This window comes from Ectopseudomonas oleovorans, assembly GCF_003052605.1.
Lineage (GTDB): Bacteria > Pseudomonadota > Gammaproteobacteria > Pseudomonadales > Pseudomonadaceae > Aquipseudomonas > Aquipseudomonas oleovorans_A.
In genome coordinates this window covers 24,487-40,691 of sequence record NZ_QASO01000030.1, presented here as the reverse complement: position 1 = coordinate 40,691, position 16,205 = coordinate 24,487, and the positions used below count along the sequence as shown (strand labels likewise).

The following is a 16,205-nucleotide window of genomic DNA, read 5'->3' as shown; positions in this document are numbered from 1 at the left end:
TGACGTAGTGCGGGTGTAACCCGCCATCGCAATCTGGCGGGTTGCACCCGCACTACGTTTCTAAAGCCCCTCCAGCGTCTCCAGCAATACCTTCACCTTGGTGATGGATTCCTGGTATTCGGCCTGCCAGTTGGAGTCGGCGACTATACCGCCGCCGCCCCAGCAACTGACCTTGCCGTCCTTGACCAGCAGGCTGCGAATGGCGATGGAGCTGTCCATCTCACCGCGTACGTCGAGATACAGCAAGGAGCCGCAATAGAGCCCGCGCCGTGTCGGCTCCAGCTCATCGATGATCTGCATGGCGCGGATCTTCGGTGCGCCGGTGATGGAGCCACCAGGGAAACTGCAGGCGATCAGGTCCAGCGCATCCTTGCCGGGCGCCAGCTCGGCGGTGACGCAACTGACCAGATGATGCACGTTGGGATAGCTCTCCAGGGCGAACAGCTCCGGTACTTTCACCGAACCGATGCGGCAGCTGCGGCCCAGATCGTTGCGCAGCAGATCGACGATCATCAGGTTCTCGGCGCGGTCTTTGCTGCTCGCCAACAGCTCCTGCGCCTGCGCTTGATCATCGTCGGTGTCATCGCCGCGGCGCCGAGTGCCCTTGATCGGACGGGTTTCCACCTGACCGCTGCTGACCTTGAGAAAGCGTTCGGGCGACAGGCTGAGAATGGCGTCGCCATCGCCCAGGCTCTGAAAACCCGAGAAAGGCGTGGGGCAGGCCTGGCGCAGTGCGAGGTATGCCGCCCAGGGATCACCCGTGCAGGGCGCCTGGAAGCGCTGGGCGAAATTCACCTGATAGCAATCGCCAGCGAGGATGTAGCCCTGGATGCGCTCGATCGCCTGGCGATAACGGTGCTCGTCGATAGCGGCCTGGAACGGCTGAGTCAGTCGGAAGGGCGCGAGTTCCTCGTCATGCGCTGCTTCGAACAGCATCCGCAGGCGCCGGCGCTCTGCCTCCGGCAGCGCCGGGTGAAACAGCAGGGTGCTGGTACCCAACTGGTGATCGCTGATCAGTGCCCAGGCGTAGAGACCGAAACGGGCATCCTCGAGATCGAGATCATCGACGCTCTGTTCGGGCAGCACTTCCAGGCGGCGGCCGAAGTCATAAGACAGGTAGCCGATCAAACCACCGACGAATGGCAGCTCCTGCTGTGCTGGAGCCTCGGCGGGGCCGAGGCTCTGCAATGCGCCTCGCAGACGTTGCAGAAAGCCGTTGGCCGATTCGTCGGGCGTGGGCGCCAGTTCTGCCAATGGCCAGGCGCTCATAAGGTCATAGCGTCCACGCGTGGCATTCGGTCGTCCGGCATCCAGCAGTACGGCGCCGGGGGCCTGGCGAATGCGCTGGAAGTAGTCGCTGGGGTCGGTGCGGTAAGCAATAGGGTGCAGAGAGCAGCTGGGCATGCGTGGCAGTCGAATGGGTTGAAAGAGCGATTGTAGTCCGCCGCTAATATTCATCCTAGGGCTTCGGCCAGGTTTGCTCCGGTACGCTCGGCTGATTAGTATGGAGTCGTGCCAGGGTGTTGAACTGCCGTACCAAAACAACAGTGAATGAAGGAATCCAGGCCATGGATGTAGTGATCGGCCCTGCCGCTGGAAGCCTGCTGCGTTCAAAACTGTCGCCGCCCAGGCATCCGTGGACTATCTGAAAAGGCCCCAGGTGGAAGCCGCGCTTTCGGCCTACCCCCCCCACGCCCGCCTCGTGTTGTTTTGCGCGCCTGCTGGTTTTGGACCACCGCGTTGGCGATGCAGGTCGAGCAGCGTCGTCAGGCCGGCAGCGCTGTTGCGTAGCTATCGCTGGGCGATGCTGATGATGAGCCGGTACGTTTCTTCCAGCAACTGATCGAAGTATTGGGCGTTCACTGCCCGGTCTGGGTGATTACGCCCTGGGCTACCTGCGCAATACCATGCGGGTGCCGGTCGAGGCCGTGATGGAAAGTCTGCTGGTGAAATGCCTGATCGGCGCCGAGTGGGAAGAGGCGCGCAGCCTGTTCATCGAGGAAGGCGAAGCCATACGCCAGTTACTGCAGCTGTTGGAATCCGTCGAGCACCAGCCGGCGCTGCAGGCATTCATCCGTAGTCTGTTGAGCGCCTGGCCCTGCCAGGAATCGCCGCATGCCATTGCCGTGCTGGAGGAGGGGCTGACCGAGCGCGAGCGTGAGGTGGTCTGTCTGGCCGCCAAGGGCATGTCCAATGATGAGATCGGCCAGCAATTGGCGCTGGCCCTGGGTACCGTCAAATGGCACCTGCATAACCTGTTTTCCAGGCTGGGCGTACGCAGCCGTACGCAAGTCGTACTCAAGGGCAAGAGCCTGGGGCTGCTGAGCGAGGCATGAGACGGTGGGGTGAGGGGGGGCGAGCTGGCGAGGGTGCATTGAGCGGGTCGTAAGGTGCGGCAGCACCTTACGACGTTCGCTGGTCAGATTTCCTTGCTGGCGACGTGACCAAACAGCTCCTGGGAGAAACGCACGCGCTCTTCTGCGTCTTCCTGAATACCCTTGGCTTTCAGTTCTTCCAGGCGGGCTTCCACGGCATGGGCGCGGTGGGTCAGGCCACAGTCATTGGCGATCTGGATATTCAGGCCGGGGCGGGCATTGAGCTCGAGAATCAGCGGGCCCTTGTCCTGGTCCAGCACCATGTCCACGCCTATGTAACCCAGGCCACACAACTCGTAGCAGCCGGCAGCGAGCTTCATGAAACCGTCCCAGTTCGGCAGTTGCACGCCGTCCACCGCATTGGTGGTGTCCGGGTGCTTGCTGATCTTGTTGTTCAGCCAGGTGCCGCGCAGGGTCACGCCGGTGGCCAGGTCGACGCCGACGCCGATGGCGCCCTGGTGCAGGTTGGCCTTGCCGTTGGACTGGCGGGTCGGCAGACGCAGCATGGCCATCACCGGGTAGCCCATGAGCACGATGATGCGGATGTCCGGCACGCCTTCGTAGCTGATGCTCTTGAAGATGGTGTCCGGGGTCACGCGATATTCGATCAGCGCACGGTCGCGGTGACCGCCGAGCGAGTACAGACCGGAGAGGATGTTGGAAATCTGCTGCTCCAGTTCCTCGTGGCTGACGATCTTGCCGGACACCGTCTTGAATCGGTCCTCGAAGCGGTCGGCGATGACCATGATGCCGTCACCGCCGGCGCCCTGCGCCGGCTTGATGACGAAATCGGTGCGCCCGGCGATGATCTCGTCGAGTTTGTCGATGCCTTTTTCGGTGTCGATGATGCCGTACAGCTCCGGCACATCGATGCCGGCCTCAATGGCCCGCTCCTTGGTGATGATCTTGTCGTCGACGATCGGGTACAGGTGCCGTTTGTTGTACTTCAGCACGTAATCCGCATTGCGTCGGTTGATGCCCATGATGCCTTTGGCTTCAAGGGCCTTCCACGTTTTGATTAGGCCGAACATGGTCTTAGTCCTTGAGGAAGGCTTTGAAACGGAACAGTTCGGTCAGGCGGTAGCCGCGGTAACGGCCCATCGCCAGCATGAAAGCCACCAGAATCAGCAGGATCGCCGGGAAGGTGAACACGAAGTACACCAGTTGGGGCACGCTCATCAGCAGGTGGGCGATGGTGGCGGCGAACAGGGTGCCGATGGCGACCTTGAAGGCATGGCTGCCGCCGCGCTCTTCCCAGGTGATCGACAGGCGTTCGATGGTCATGGTCAGAATCACCATCGGGAACAGCGCCACCGACAGACCACGCTCTAGGCCCAGCTTGTGGCTGAACAGGCTGATGGCGGCGATCAGCACCACGACGAAGGTCAAGACCACCGACAGGCGCGGCAACATCTGTAGCTTCAGGTGTTCGAGGTACGAGCGTAGTGACAGGCCGAGTGCAGTGATCACGGTAAACAAAAAGATACCGAAGCCCAGCTGGGTTTCGCGGAAGGCCAGAGCGATCAGCACCGGGGTAAAGGTGCCCAGCGTCTGCAAGCCACCGAGGTTGCGCAGGATCAGGATGACCAGCACGCCAATCGGGATCATCACCATGACCATGAAGGTCTGCTGGGTCTGCAGCGGCAGGCCGTACAGCGAGTATTCGAGGAAGCTGGCGTCGGTGTTCTCATCGGTCAGTTTGGCTAGGCGGATGGCGTTCATCTCGCTGTTGTTCAGACTGAAGCTGACTTGCGCCTGACGGCCGCCTTCGAGGCTGACCAGATCACCGTCGCCGATCCACCAGATCAGGCGGTCTTCCGGCAGGCCCTGTTCACCGGTTTTCGGGTTGAAATACAGCCACTTCTGACCGTTGAAGCTGCGCAGCCAAAGCTCCGGCGACTGCGCCACTTCGGCCTGCAGGCGAATGGTGTGCACACGCTCCATCGGCACATGGGCGATGGACAACAGCAAGTCGACGGCCTTGGCCTTGTTGGCGATGGAGGCGTCGCCGCCGAGCAGCAACTTGACGTTGTCGTCATTGACGTTGTTGACGCGCTTGATGGTTTCGCTGATGAAGGTTTCGACATCCGCCGAGTGCTGGCGGATCGGCGCCAGCAGGGCTTCGGCCGCGATCTTCTCGGGGCCTTCGACCGGGATGCTGTCGCGGAAGATCGGGCCTTTTGCAGGCGCCTGCTCGCCGCTGTAACGCTTGGTCAGAACCAGTCGGTAATAGAGGGTCTGCTTGCCATTGGCACGACGTGCCGACCAGGTGACGCGGCGGTTGCCGTCGACACGGTTGACGCTGACGCCGTAATTGTTGGAGATGAAGCTCTCGTTGAGGCTGACGTAGTCCTGGTTCAGCGGCGGGACGAACATCTGCAGCTTCACCGGCTCACGCGGGTTGGCCTGGAATTCGACCTTGGCGTCGATGTTCCACAGATCGTCGGTCTCATCCTCGGTCACCGGAATGCCGAGAATGAAGATTTGGTATGCCGTAATCAGAACGCCCAGGGCCACCAGGAGGGTGATCAGGACTTTCAGATGCAGGTTCAGAGAGCGCATGGGAATTACTCGCCAGGGGTTGCGTCATTGGTGCAGTCGGGTTTGCCGGCTGCATATTTAAGGCTTGGATCGACTATGGCCTCGAAGTGCTTGAGCGCTTCGGAGCCGATCAGAAGCGGGTATTGGAATGCGCTTCGGTCGGTCAAGTTCACTTCGATCATGCGCAGGGTCTTGCCCATGCACAATTCAAGGTCGATTACCGGGCGTGCCGTATAGGTCTTGCCTTCATCGGGGTCGAAATCGCCAGCACGGCGTTTGATCTTGCTGATTCGCGCCAGCGGACGCTCGATGGTGCGCTCTTGGGCATTGTCGATGGCCAGCACGAAACGCACCCAGGTTTCTCCGTCACGCTTGAAGCGTTTGATATCGCGGGCACTCAAGGACGCGGTTTTGGCGCCAGTGTCGAGTTTGGCGGCTACCTGCAGGTCCAGTTCTTCTACGTGAATATATTCATTCAGACCATAGATCGACTTGCCCATGGCCAGAGCAGGGCAGGACAAGGTCAGCAGGCAGATCAGCAAAGAGAAGGGTTTCAGTCTCATGTGTCCTTGAGAGGGTATTGCCAGTGGCGGGATGGGGGCAGCAACTCGCAGGCATCCTGCCATACAACTTTCTGCCGTGAAGTCTAGCAGGCATGGCAAAAGGAGATGGCCAGGCAGGAACAGTTGGATTCTAACATGGGGATTTTACGTGCCGACAGACGCTTATGTAGCTTTCTGCAAGTAAGGTGGCGGTTTGCCTGATCGGGCGAGCTGGACGTATTGTCGACAATGCTTTGGTCTGCTTTGACATTTTTGGCTTTATGGTGTAGTTATATCGCCCTGAATATCTATTGGTGTTGACAATCATGCTGCTTCAATCAGATGCGTCAGCAGCGCCGCAGGTGGATTCGGAGACGCTTTCCGAGCACGTCTTCCGTCTGATCCAGGCCGCTATCGTCAAAGGCGAGATCGCCCCGGGTAGCAAGATCTCTGAGCCCGAGCTGGCGCGCACCTATGGCATCAGTCGTGGCCCTCTACGCGAGGCCATTCATCGCCTGGAAGGGCAGAAGCTGCTGGTGCGCGTGCCACATGTGGGGGCGCGGGTGGTGTCGCTCAGTCATGCCGAGTTGGTCGAGCTGTACGAGATTCGCGAGTCGCTCGAAGGCATGGCCTGCCGCCTGGCGGCCGAGCGCATGACCCAGCAGGAGATCGATGAGCTACGCCAGGTGCTGGAGCTGCACGAGCAGGATGCCGCGTTCAAGGCTGGTGTCGGCTACTACCAGCAGGAAGGCGACTTCGACTTCCACTACCGGATCATCCAGGGCAGCGGCAATCGCACCCTGGCCAAGCTGCTGTGCGACGAGCTGTACCAGTTGGTGCGCATGTACCGACTGCAGTTCTCCACCACACCCAATCGGCCGCACCAGGCCTTCGCCGAGCACCACCGCATTCTCGACGCCATCGAAGCTCGTGACGGTGAACTGGCCGAATTGCTGATGCGCCGCCACATCGGCGCCTCCAAGCGCAATATCGAGCGCCACTACGTTTCCCAATGTGGACAGGAAGCGCTCACCCCTTCATCCAAGACTCGAGGTGATTCATGACCCAGCTTTCCGCCGGCCAGCGTTTCCGCCAGGCCCTCGCCGAGGAGCAGCCACTGCAGGTTATCGGTGCGATCAACGCCAACCATGCACTGCTGGCCAAGCGCGCGGGCTTTCGCGCTATTTACCTGTCCGGTGGCGGTGTCGCCGCCGGCTCGCTCGGCTTGCCGGATCTGGGCATCAACACCCTGGATGACGTGCTCACAGACGTGCGCCGCATCACCGATGTCTGTGACCTGCCGCTGCTGGTGGATATTGACACCGGCTTTGGCCCCAGTGCCTTCAATATCGAACGCACCATCAAGAACCTGATCAAGGCCGGTGCTGCCGCTGCGCATATCGAGGATCAGGTGGGTGCCAAGCGCTGCGGTCACCGTCCGGGCAAGGAGATCGTCTCCTGCGAGGAAATGGTCGACCGTGTCAGGGCCGCCGCCGATGCCAAGACTGACCCGGACTTCTTCCTCATCGCCCGCACCGACGCCATCCAGGCCGAGGGCGTGGATGCCGCCATCGAGCGCTGCCAGGCCTACGTCGAGGCAGGTGCTGATGGCATCTTCGCCGAGGCCGCTTATGACCTGCCGACCTACAAGCGCTTTGTTGACGCGCTGAATGTGCCGGTACTGGCCAACATCACCGAATTCGGCGCCACGCCGCTGTTCACCCGCGATGAACTGGCGTCGGTCGGCGTGGCCATCCAGCTCTACCCGCTGTCGGCCTTCCGCGCGGCGAACAAGGCGGCCGAAAGTGTCTACACCTCGATCCGCCAGAACGGCCACCAGAAGGATGTGATCGAGCTGATGCAGACCCGCGCCGAACTCTACGACCGCATCGGCTACCACGCCTTCGAGCAGAAGCTCGACGCGCTGTTCGCCGCCGGCAAGAAGTAAACCAGCAAGGTCGTAGGGTGGGCCGGGCGACGATTCGCTTCAGCCCACCGTGTCAGCACTGCCGGTGGGCTGAGGCGGATCACCGCCCGGCACCCTACGCAGAGCACAGCAGAACAAAAAGAGTCGAGGAGATAACCATGAGTGCCACCGAAACCACGCCAGGCTTCAAGCCGAAGAAATCCGTTGCCCTCAGCGGCACAGCCGCCGGCAATACCGCGCTGTGCACCGTTGGCCGCACCGGTAACGACCTGCATTACCGTGGCTATGACGTGCTCGATTTTGCCAATCGCTGCGAGTTCGAGGAGATCGCTCACCTGCTGGTGCACGGCAAGCTGCCCAACGTCGCCGAACTGGCCGGCTACAAGGCTAAGCTCAAGGCTCTGCGCGGCCTGCCGGCCGGGGTGAAGGCGGCACTTGAGCAACTGCCGCCTTCGGCGCACCCGATGGACGTGATGCGTACCGCAGTCTCCGTACTCGGCTGCCTGGCGCCGGAAAAGGACGATCACAACCACCCTGGCGCCCGTGATATCGCCGACAAGCTGATGGCCAGCCTGGGCTCGGCGCTGCTGTACTGGTACCACTACAGCCACAACGGCAAGCGCATCGAGGTGGAAACCGACGACGACTCCATCGGCGGCCACTTCCTCCATCTGTTGCACGGCGAGAAGCCACGCGAGTCCTGGGTGCGCGCCATGCACACCTCGCTGAATCTGTATGCCGAGCACGAGTTCAACGCCTCGACCTTCACCTCGCGGGTGATCGCCGGCACCGGTTCCGACCTGTTCTCCTGCATCGCTGGCGCTATTGGCGCGTTGCGCGGGCCGAAACACGGCGGCGCCAACGAAGTGGCCTTCGAGGTGCAGAAGCGCTACGACAGCCCGGACGAGGCTGAGGCCGATATCCGCGAGCGAGTAGGGCGTAAGGAAGTGGTGATCGGCTTCGGTCATCCGGTCTACACCGTGAGCGACCCGCGCAACAAGGTGATCAAGGAAGTGGCCCGCGAGCTGTCCGTGGAGCAGGGCAACACCAAGATGTTCGACATCGCCGAGCGTCTGGAAACCATCATGTGGGACATCAAGAAGATGTTCCCCAACCTCGACTGGTTCAGCGCCGTGAGCTACCACATGATGGGCGTGCCCACCGCCATGTTCACCCCGCTGTTCGTCATCGCCCGCACTGCCGGCTGGTCGGCGCACGTCATCGAGCAGCGTATCGACGGCAAAATCATCCGCCCGAGCGCCAACTACACAGGCCCCGAAGACCTGAAGTTCGTACCGCTCAAGGATCGTAAATAACCATGAACGACACCGTGAATAGCCAATACCGCAAGCGCCTGACCGGCACCGCACTGGATTACTTCGACGCACGTGAGGCGGTCGAGGCGATCCAGGCCGGTGCCTGGGACAAGCTGCCCTACACCTCGCGCGTACTCGCCGAGCAACTGGTGCGTCGCTGCGAGCCGCAGGATCTGACGGCCTCGCTGGAACAGCTGGTCTACCGCAAGCGCGACCTGGACTTTCCCTGGTATCCGGCGCGGGTGGTCTGTCATGACATTCTCGGTCAGACCGCGCTGGTGGATCTGGCCGGCCTGCGCGATGCCATCGCAGAAAAAGGTGGTGACCCGTCCAAGGTCAACCCGGTGGTGCCGACCCAGTTGATCGTCGACCATTCGCTGGCCGTCGAGGCGCCGGGCTTCGATCCGGATGCCTTCGAGAAGAACCGCGCCATCGAGGATCGCCGCAACGAGGATCGCTTCCATTTCATCGACTGGACCAAGACCGCGTTCAAGAACGTCGACGTGATCCCGGCCGGCAACGGCATCATGCACCAGATCAACCTGGAGAAAATGAGCCCGGTGATCCAGGCACGCGGCGGCATTGCCTTCCCCGATACCTGCGTCGGCACCGACTCGCACACTCCGCACGTGGATGCCCTGGGCGTGATCGCCATTGGCGTCGGCGGCCTGGAGGCCGAGACGGTGATGCTCGGCCACCCGTCGATGATGCGCTTGCCCGATATCGTCGGCGTCGAGCTGACTGGTAAGCGCCAGCCCGGCATCACCGCCACCGATATCGTCCTGGCTATCACCGAGTTCCTGCGCAAGGAAAGGGTGGTGGGGGCCTGGGTCGAGTTCTTCGGTGAAGGGGCGGACAGCCTGTCCATCGGTGATCGCGCGACCATCTCCAACATGTGCCCGGAATACGGCGCCACCGCCTCGATGTTCTACATCGACGGCCAGACCATCGACTACCTCAAGCTCACCGGTCGCGAGCCGGAACAGGTGGCGCTGGTAGAAAACTACGCCAAGACCCTGGGTCTGTGGAGCGACGCGCTGAAAACCGCCGAGTACGAGCGTGTGTTGCGCTTCGATCTGGGCAGTGTGGTGCGCAACATGGCTGGGCCAAGCAACCCGCATCGCCGCCTGCCGACCTCGGCGCTGGCCGAGCGTGGCATCGCTGACGAAGCCAAGCTGCAAGCTGGCAAGGGTGAAGAAGCCCAGGGGCTGATGCCCGATGGCGCGGTGATCATCGCCGCCATCACCAGCTGCACCAACACCTCCAACCCGCGCAACGTCATCGCTGCTGGTCTGGTGGCGAAGAAGGCCAACGCGCTGGGCCTGGTGCGCAAGCCCTGGGTGAAGACGTCATTCGCTCCAGGTTCGAAAGTCGCCAAGCTGTATCTGCAAGAGGCTGGCCTGCTGCCGGAACTGGAGAAGCTCGGTTTCGGCATCGTCGCCTACGCCTGCACCACCTGTAACGGCATGTCCGGCGCGCTCGATCCGAAGATTCAGAAAGAAATCATCGACCGCGACCTGTACGCCACCGCTGTGCTCTCAGGCAACCGCAACTTCGACGGGCGCATCCATCCCTATGCCAAGCAGGCCTTCCTCGCTTCGCCACCGCTGGTTGTGGCCTATGCCATTGCCGGTACCGTGCGCTTCGATATCGAGCAGGACGCGCTGGGCACCGATGCCCAGGGCAACCCCATCACGTTGAAGGACCTGTGGCCGAGCGACGAGGAGATCGACGCCATAGTCGCGGCGAGCGTCAAGCCCGAGCAGTTCAAGCAGATCTATATCCCGATGTTCGACCTCGGGACGGTGAAGGAAGCCGACAGCCCGCTGTACGACTGGCGGCCGATGTCCACCTACATCCGCCGCCCGCCTTACTGGGAGGGTGCGCTGGCCGGCGAGCGCACGCTCAAGGGCATGCGTCCGCTGGCGATCCTGCCGGACAACATCACCACCGACCACCTGTCGCCGTCCAACGCCATCCTGGCGGACTCGGCCGCCGGTGAGTACCTGGCGAAAATGGGCCTGCCGGAGGAGGACTTCAACTCCTACGCCACCCACCGTGGCGACCACCTGACCGCACAGCGCGCCACCTTCGCCAACCCGCAACTGGTCAACGAGATGGCTGTGGTCGACGGCCAGGTGAAGAAGGGCTCGCTGGCCCGCGTCGAGCCGGAAGGCCAGGTGATGCGCATGTGGGAAGCCATCGAGACCTACATGAACCGCAAGCAGAACCTGATCATCGTCGCTGGTGCCGACTACGGCCAGGGCTCGTCGCGGGATTGGGCGGCCAAGGGCGTACGTTTGGCGGGCGTGGAAGTGATCGTCGCCGAAGGCTTCGAGCGCATCCACCGCACCAACCTGGTGGGCATGGGCGTGCTGCCGGTAGAGTTCAAACCGGGCACCACGCGCCTGACCCTGGGGCTGGACGGCACCGAAACCTATGACATCGAGGGCGATATCTCGCCGCGCTGCGACCTGACCCTGGTGGTCAATCGCCGTAACGGTGAAGTGGTTCGGGTGCCGGTGACCTGCCGACTGGATACCGCGGCGGATGTCAGCGTGTACAAGGCCGGCGGCGTGCTGCAGCGCTTCGCCAAGGACTTCCTCGAAGGTGCGGTGGCTTGATGTAACGACCGGCCCGCGAGCGGGCCGGTACAACTTCTGTAGGAGCGAGCTCTGCTCGCGAACCAAGCTTCGTTGCGAGGCTATTCGCGAGCAGAGCTCGCTCCTACGAAAAGCCGGTAGCGCGAGGCCCGGATGCAATCCGGCGAAAAGCGAGCACCGTCATTCCCGGATTGCATCCGGGCTACTTCAGGACTGCACTCATGGCTTATCTGCCGCAAGTGAAAATCCCCGCCACCTACATGCGTGGCGGCACCAGCAAGGGCGTGTTCTTTCGCCTGCAGGATCTGCCTGAGCGTTGCCAGGTGCCGGGCGAGGCGCGCGACAGGCTGTTCATGCGCGTGATCGGCAGCCCCGATCCGTACTCGGCGCAGATCGACGGCATGGGCGGCGCCACGTCGAGCACCTCCAAATGCGTGATTCTGTCGAAAAGCAGCCAGCCCGATCACGATGTCGACTACCTCTACGGTCAGGTCTCCATCGACAAGGCCTTTGTCGACTGGAGCGGCAACTGCGGCAACCTGTCCACCGCGGCCGGTGCCTTCGCCATCCATGCCGGTCTGGTCGACCCCGCACGGATTCCCGACAACGGCACCTGCGTAGTGCGTATCTGGCAGGCCAATATCCAGAAAACCATCATCGCCCATGTACCGGTCACGGGTGGCCAGGTGCAGGAAACCGGTGACTTCGAACTGGACGGGGTGACCTTCCCGGCGGCGGAGATCGTGCTGGAGTTCCTCGACCCGTCCGACGATGGTGAGGAGGGCGGTTCGATGTTCCCCACCGGCAATCTGGTCGATGACCTCGAGGTGCCGGGCATTGGCATCTTCAAGGCGACCATGATCACTGCCGGCATCCCGACGGTGTTCGTCAATGCTGAGGACATCGGCTACCAGGGTACCGAGCTGCGCGAGGCCATCAATGGCGATCCGGCGCAACTGGCGCGCTTCGAGCAGATCCGCATCGCTGGTGCGCTGCGCATGGGGCTGATCAAGACGGCCGAGGAGGCTGCGACACGTCAGCACACCCCGAAGATCGCCTTCGTCAGTCCGCCCAAGGATTACCGCACATCCAGCGGCAAGGATGTAAAAGCTGGCGATGTCGATCTGCTGGTGCGCGCGCTGTCGATGGGCAAACTGCACCACGCGATGATGGGCACTTGTGCGGTGGCCATCGGCACGGCGGCGGCGATACCAGGTACGTTGGTCAACCTGGCCGCTGGCGGCGGCGAGCGCGAGGCGGTGCGTTTTGGCCATCCGTCCGGCACCTTGCGTGTTGGTGCACAGGCTCGTCTGGTCGATGGTCAGTGGGCAGTGACCAAGGCAGTGATGAGCCGCAGTGCGCGCATCCTCATGGAGGGCTGGGTGCGTGTGCCGGGTGGCAGCTTCTAACCGCTGAAACTAGAAAAGGCTCGAAGTATCGAGCCTTTTCTCTTTTGAAACATGAGCTTATGGTGGTTATTTAAGGCGTCGTTCAACACCTTTTTCCACCAGGATCTTGGCCGAAATCTCCTCGACCGAGAAATGCGTGGAGTTGATGAAGGCGATATTTTCGCGACGGAACAGACTTTCCACTTCACGCACCTCGAACTCACATTGGGCGAAGCTGGCGTAGCGGCTGTTGGGCTTGCGTTCATGGCGGATGGCGGTAAGGCGATCCGGATCGATGGTCAGGCCGAACAGCTTGTCGCGGTATTTTTTCAGCGACTCCGGAAGTTGCAGGCGCTCCATGTCGTCTTCGGTCAGCGGGTAGTTGGCTGCGCGAATGCCATATTGCATGGCCATATACAGGCAGGTGGGCGTCTTGCCGCAGCGTGATACGCCGACCAGGATCAGATCGGCCTTGTCGTAATAGTGGGTGCGGGCGCCGTCGTCATTGTCGAGGGCGAAGTTCACCGCCTCGATACGCTCCATATAGTTGGAGTGCTGACCGATGGAGTGCGACTTGCCGACGGAGTAGGAAGAGTGCGAGCTCAACTCCTGTTCCAGCGGCGAGAGAAAGGTCGAGAAGATATCGATCATGAAACCATTGGCGGTATCGAGAATGGCTCGAATATCGCGATTGACGATGGTGTCGAAGATGATCGGACGCACACCGTCCCTTTCAGCGGCGGCATCGATTTGTTGTACCATGGCGCGCGCTTTATCGGCGCTGTCGATATAAGGGCGCGTTAGTTTGGTGAACTGAATGTTCTCGAACTGCGCGAGCAGACTCTGACCCAGGGTTTCGGCGGTGATGCCGGTGCCGTCGGAGATGAAGAAAGCGGTTCGTTTCATTTGCGCCAAAGGCCTTAAGCTGAGTTCGATTCTTGGCTATGATAGGCCGCGTTTTTCGCCGGGGCCCACGGGTTCTGGCATTGTTACTTATTCAAGGGCAAGGCCACAATCGCGCGACCTCGGTCGTTCGACATTGCGCAGCCCGCTGAGCTTTTCCAATACAGTTAGTGGAGAGATCACCTTGGTAGAGTACGTAGTTTCCCTCGATAAGCTCGGCAATCACGATGTTGAGCATGTGGGGGGCAAGAACGCATCCCTCGGCGAGATGATCAGCAACCTGGCCGGCGCCGGTGTCTCGGTGCCCGGCGGTTTCGCCACTACGGCTCAGGCCTACCGCGACTTTCTCGAGCAGAGCGGCCTGAATGCGCAGATCCACGCAGCGCTCGACACGCTCGATGTCGATGACGTCAACGCCCTGGCCAAGACCGGCGCGCAGATTCGCCAATGGGTGATGGACGCCGAGTTCCCCGCCGAGCTGGACAAGCAGATTCGTGAAGCCTTCGCCACCATGAGCGCCGGCAACGACAACATGGCCGTGGCCGTGCGTTCCTCGGCCACCGCCGAAGACCTGCCGGATGCATCCTTCGCCGGCCAACAAGAAACCTTCCTCAACATCCGTGGCGTGGACAACGTGATCCGCGCCGCCAAGGAAGTCTTCGCCTCGCTGTTCAACGACCGCGCCATCGCCTATCGCGTGCACCAGGGCTTCGACCACAAGCTGGTCGCCCTGTCCGCTGGCGTGCAGCGTATGGTGCGTTCGGAAACCGGCACCGCCGGTGTGATGTTCACCCTGGACACCGAATCGGGCTTCCGTGACGTGGTGTTCATCACCGGCGCCTATGGCCTCGGTGAGACCGTCGTGCAGGGCGCAGTGAACCCCGACGAGTTCTACGTGCACAAGCCGACCCTGGAAGCGGGGCGCCCGGCCATTCTGCGTCGCAACTTGGGCAGCAAGGCGATCAAGATGGTCTACGGCGACGAAGCCAAGGCTGGTCGCTCGGTGAAGACCGTAGAAGTCGACCGCGCCGAGCGCGCGCGTTTCTGCATCAGCGACGCCGAGGTCAGCGAGCTGGCCAAGCAGGCACTGATCATCGAGAAACACTATGGTCGCCCAATGGATATCGAGTGGGCCAAGGACGGTGACGACGGCAAGCTGTACATCGTGCAGGCCCGTCCGGAAACTGTTAAGAGTCGCTCCAGCGCCACCGTGATGGAGCGCTACCTGCTCAAAGAGAAGGGCACCGTGCTGGTCGAAGGCCGTGCCATCGGCCAGCGCATCGGCGCCGGCAAGGTGCGCGTGATCCACGACGTATCCGAGATGGACAAGGTGCAGCCGGGCGATGTGCTGGTTTCCGACATGACCGACCCGGACTGGGAGCCGGTGATGAAACGCGCCAGCGCCATCGTCACCAACCGCGGCGGCCGCACCTGCCACGCAGCAATCATCGCCCGTGAGCTGGGCATTCCGGCCGTGGTCGGTTGCGGCAACGCCACCAGCGTACTCAAGGACGGTCAGGGTGTGACCGTATCCTGCGCTGAAGGCGATACCGGCTTCATCTTCGAAGGCGAACTGGGCTTCGACATCCGCAAGAACTCGGTCGATGCCATGCCGGATCTGCCGTTCAAGATCATGATGAACGTCGGTAACCCGGATCGCGCTTTCGATTTCGCTCAACTGCCGAACGAAGGTGTTGGCCTGGCTCGTCTGGAGTTCATCATCAACCGCATGATCGGCGTGCACCCGAAGGCGCTGCTGAACTTCTCCAGCCTGCCGCCGGAGATCAAGGACAGCGTCGAGAAACGCATCGCCGGCTACGGTGATCCGGTCAACTTCTACGTCGAGAAGCTGGTTGAGGGTATCAGCACCCTGGCCGCCGCCTTCTGGCCGAAGAAGGTCATCGTGCGCCTGTCGGACTTCAAGTCCAACGAATATGCCAACTTGATCGGCGGCAAGCTGTACGAGCCGGAAGAAGAGAACCCGATGCTGGGCTTCCGCGGTGCTTCGCGTTACATCAGCGAGTCGTTCCGTGACTGCTTCGAGCTGGAATGCCGTGCGCTGAAGAAGGTGCGGGGCGAGATGGGCCTGACCAACGTCGAGATCATGGTGCCGTTTGTGCGTACCCTGGGTGAGGCCTCGCAAGTGGTCGAGCTGCTGGCCAGCAATGGCCTGGCCCGTGGTCAGGACGGCCTGAAGGTCATCATGATGTGCGAGCTGCCGTCCAACGCCATTCTGGCCGAGGAGTTCCTCGAGTTCTTCGATGGCTTCTCTATCGGCTCCAACGACCTGACCCAGCTGACTCTGGGCCTGGACCGTGACTCCGGCATCGTTGCCCACCTGTTCGATGAGCGTAACCCTGCGGTGAAGAAGCTGCTGGCCAATGCCATCGCTGCCTGTAACAAGGCCGGCAAGTACATCGGCATCTGCGGCCAGGGCCCTTCGGACCATCCGGATCTGGCCAAGTGGCTGATGGAGCAGGGTATCGAGAGCGTGTCGCTGAACCCGGACTCGGTACTCGACACCTGGTTCTTCCTGGCTGAGGCTCAGCCAGCCTGAGGTCTGTGATCAATCCAGAAAGGGCGGGTTGATCCCGCCCTTTTTGGTGTCCA

11 protein-coding genes and 1 pseudogene are annotated in these 16,205 nt (G+C 61.7%); 7 read left to right on the top strand and 5 right to left on the bottom strand.

Annotation, left to right across the window (positions count from 1 at the left end):
* Positions 1-60: 60 nt before the first annotated feature.
* Complete coding sequence (pabB, locus tag DBO86_RS04825; RefSeq protein ID WP_039964565.1) at positions 61-1,404, bottom strand: aminodeoxychorismate synthase component I; 1,344 nt, start codon at positions 1,402-1,404, stop codon at positions 61-63.
* Positions 1,405-1,937: 533 nt separating this feature from the next.
* On the opposite strand from pabB, the pseudogene DBO86_RS04820 reads away from it, so the two are divergent.
* Positions 1,938-2,336: pseudogene (locus DBO86_RS04820) on the top strand (LuxR C-terminal-related transcriptional regulator); the annotation flags it as partial.
* An 83-nt stretch (positions 2,337-2,419) separates the two neighbouring features.
* On the opposite strand, the gene DBO86_RS04815 reads toward DBO86_RS04820, so the two are convergent.
* From DBO86_RS04815 to rloA, 3 genes are read right to left on the bottom strand one after another with little or no spacing between them, the layout of a single operon-like run.
* Positions 2,420-3,406, bottom strand: coding sequence for an alpha-L-glutamate ligase-like protein (locus DBO86_RS04815; protein ID WP_003460034.1), 987 nt, complete (start codon positions 3,404-3,406; stop codon positions 2,420-2,422).
* A gap of 4 nt (positions 3,407-3,410) precedes the next feature.
* Positions 3,411-4,937, bottom strand: coding sequence for an osmotic stress tolerance membrane protein RloB (rloB, locus tag DBO86_RS04810; protein WP_074858220.1), 1,527 nt, complete (start codon positions 4,935-4,937; stop codon positions 3,411-3,413).
* A gap of 5 nt (positions 4,938-4,942) precedes the next feature.
* Positions 4,943-5,479, bottom strand: coding sequence for a retropepsin-like aspartic peptidase RloA (gene rloA, locus DBO86_RS04805; protein ID WP_039964566.1), 537 nt, complete (start codon positions 5,477-5,479; stop codon positions 4,943-4,945).
* Between the two features lie 305 nt (positions 5,480-5,784).
* Here rloA and DBO86_RS04800 point away from each other — a divergent pair, with 305 nt between their 5' ends.
* The 5 genes from DBO86_RS04800 (at position 5,785) to prpF (ending at position 12,713) form a co-directional block, all read left to right on the top strand.
* Positions 5,785-6,522: a GntR family transcriptional regulator gene (locus DBO86_RS04800; protein WP_003460041.1), complete on the top strand. Its 738-nt coding sequence runs from the start codon at positions 5,785-5,787 to the stop codon at positions 6,520-6,522.
* Complete coding sequence (gene prpB / locus DBO86_RS04795) at positions 6,519-7,406, top strand: methylisocitrate lyase (RefSeq protein ID WP_003460043.1); 888 nt, start codon at positions 6,519-6,521, stop codon at positions 7,404-7,406. Before DBO86_RS04800 ends, prpB begins: the two co-directional genes overlap by 4 nt.
* A gap of 137 nt (positions 7,407-7,543) precedes the next feature.
* A complete protein-coding gene (gene prpC / locus DBO86_RS04790) occupies positions 7,544-8,701 on the top strand; it encodes a bifunctional 2-methylcitrate synthase/citrate synthase (protein WP_108233110.1) in 1,158 nt (385 codons plus the stop codon).
* Positions 8,702-8,715: 14 nt separating this feature from the next.
* Positions 8,716-11,325 (top strand): Fe/S-dependent 2-methylisocitrate dehydratase AcnD, encoded by a 2,610-nt coding sequence (gene acnD, locus DBO86_RS04785; RefSeq protein WP_167399095.1) that lies wholly within the window; start codon positions 8,716-8,718, stop codon positions 11,323-11,325.
* A gap of 200 nt (positions 11,326-11,525) precedes the next feature.
* Positions 11,526-12,713 carry a 2-methylaconitate cis-trans isomerase PrpF gene (gene prpF / locus DBO86_RS04780; protein WP_108233108.1) on the top strand — a complete coding sequence of 396 codons (1,188 nt, stop codon included), beginning with the start codon at positions 11,526-11,528 and terminating at the stop codon, positions 12,711-12,713.
* Positions 12,714-12,779: 66 nt separating this feature from the next.
* On the opposite strand, the gene ppsR is transcribed toward prpF, so the two are convergent.
* Positions 12,780-13,598: a posphoenolpyruvate synthetase regulatory kinase/phosphorylase PpsR gene (gene ppsR / locus DBO86_RS04775; RefSeq protein ID WP_003460051.1), complete on the bottom strand. Its 819-nt coding sequence runs from the start codon at positions 13,596-13,598 to the stop codon at positions 12,780-12,782.
* Positions 13,599-13,779: 181 nt separating this feature from the next.
* On the opposite strand from ppsR, the gene ppsA reads away from it, so the two are divergent.
* The gene (gene ppsA, locus DBO86_RS04765) at positions 13,780-16,152 is read left to right on the top strand and encodes a phosphoenolpyruvate synthase (RefSeq protein WP_108233107.1); all 2,373 of its coding nucleotides are present in this window, start codon (positions 13,780-13,782) and stop codon (positions 16,150-16,152) included.
* Positions 16,153-16,205: the final 53 nt, after the last annotated feature.

Excerpts from the sequence above, each read along its gene's own strand:
- pabB (WP_039964565.1), bottom strand. The coding sequence starts at position 1,404 with ATGCCCAGCTGCTCTCTGCACCCTATTGCTTACCGCACCGACCCCAGC.
- ppsR (WP_003460051.1), bottom strand. The coding sequence starts at position 13,598 with ATGAAACGAACCGCTTTCTTCATCTCCGACGGCACCGGCATCACCGCC.
- rloB (WP_074858220.1), bottom strand. The coding sequence starts at position 4,937 with ATGCGCTCTCTGAACCTGCATCTGAAAGTCCTGATCACCCTCCTGGTG.
- prpF (WP_108233108.1), top strand. The coding sequence starts at position 11,526 with ATGGCTTATCTGCCGCAAGTGAAAATCCCCGCCACCTACATGCGTGGC.
- prpC (WP_108233110.1), top strand. The coding sequence starts at position 7,544 with ATGAGTGCCACCGAAACCACGCCAGGCTTCAAGCCGAAGAAATCCGTT.
- DBO86_RS04800 (WP_003460041.1), top strand. The coding sequence starts at position 5,785 with ATGCTGCTTCAATCAGATGCGTCAGCAGCGCCGCAGGTGGATTCGGAG.
- prpB (WP_003460043.1), top strand. The coding sequence starts at position 6,519 with ATGACCCAGCTTTCCGCCGGCCAGCGTTTCCGCCAGGCCCTCGCCGAG.
- rloA (WP_039964566.1), bottom strand. The coding sequence starts at position 5,479 with ATGAGACTGAAACCCTTCTCTTTGCTGATCTGCCTGCTGACCTTGTCC.
- DBO86_RS04815 (WP_003460034.1), bottom strand. The coding sequence starts at position 3,406 with ATGTTCGGCCTAATCAAAACGTGGAAGGCCCTTGAAGCCAAAGGCATC.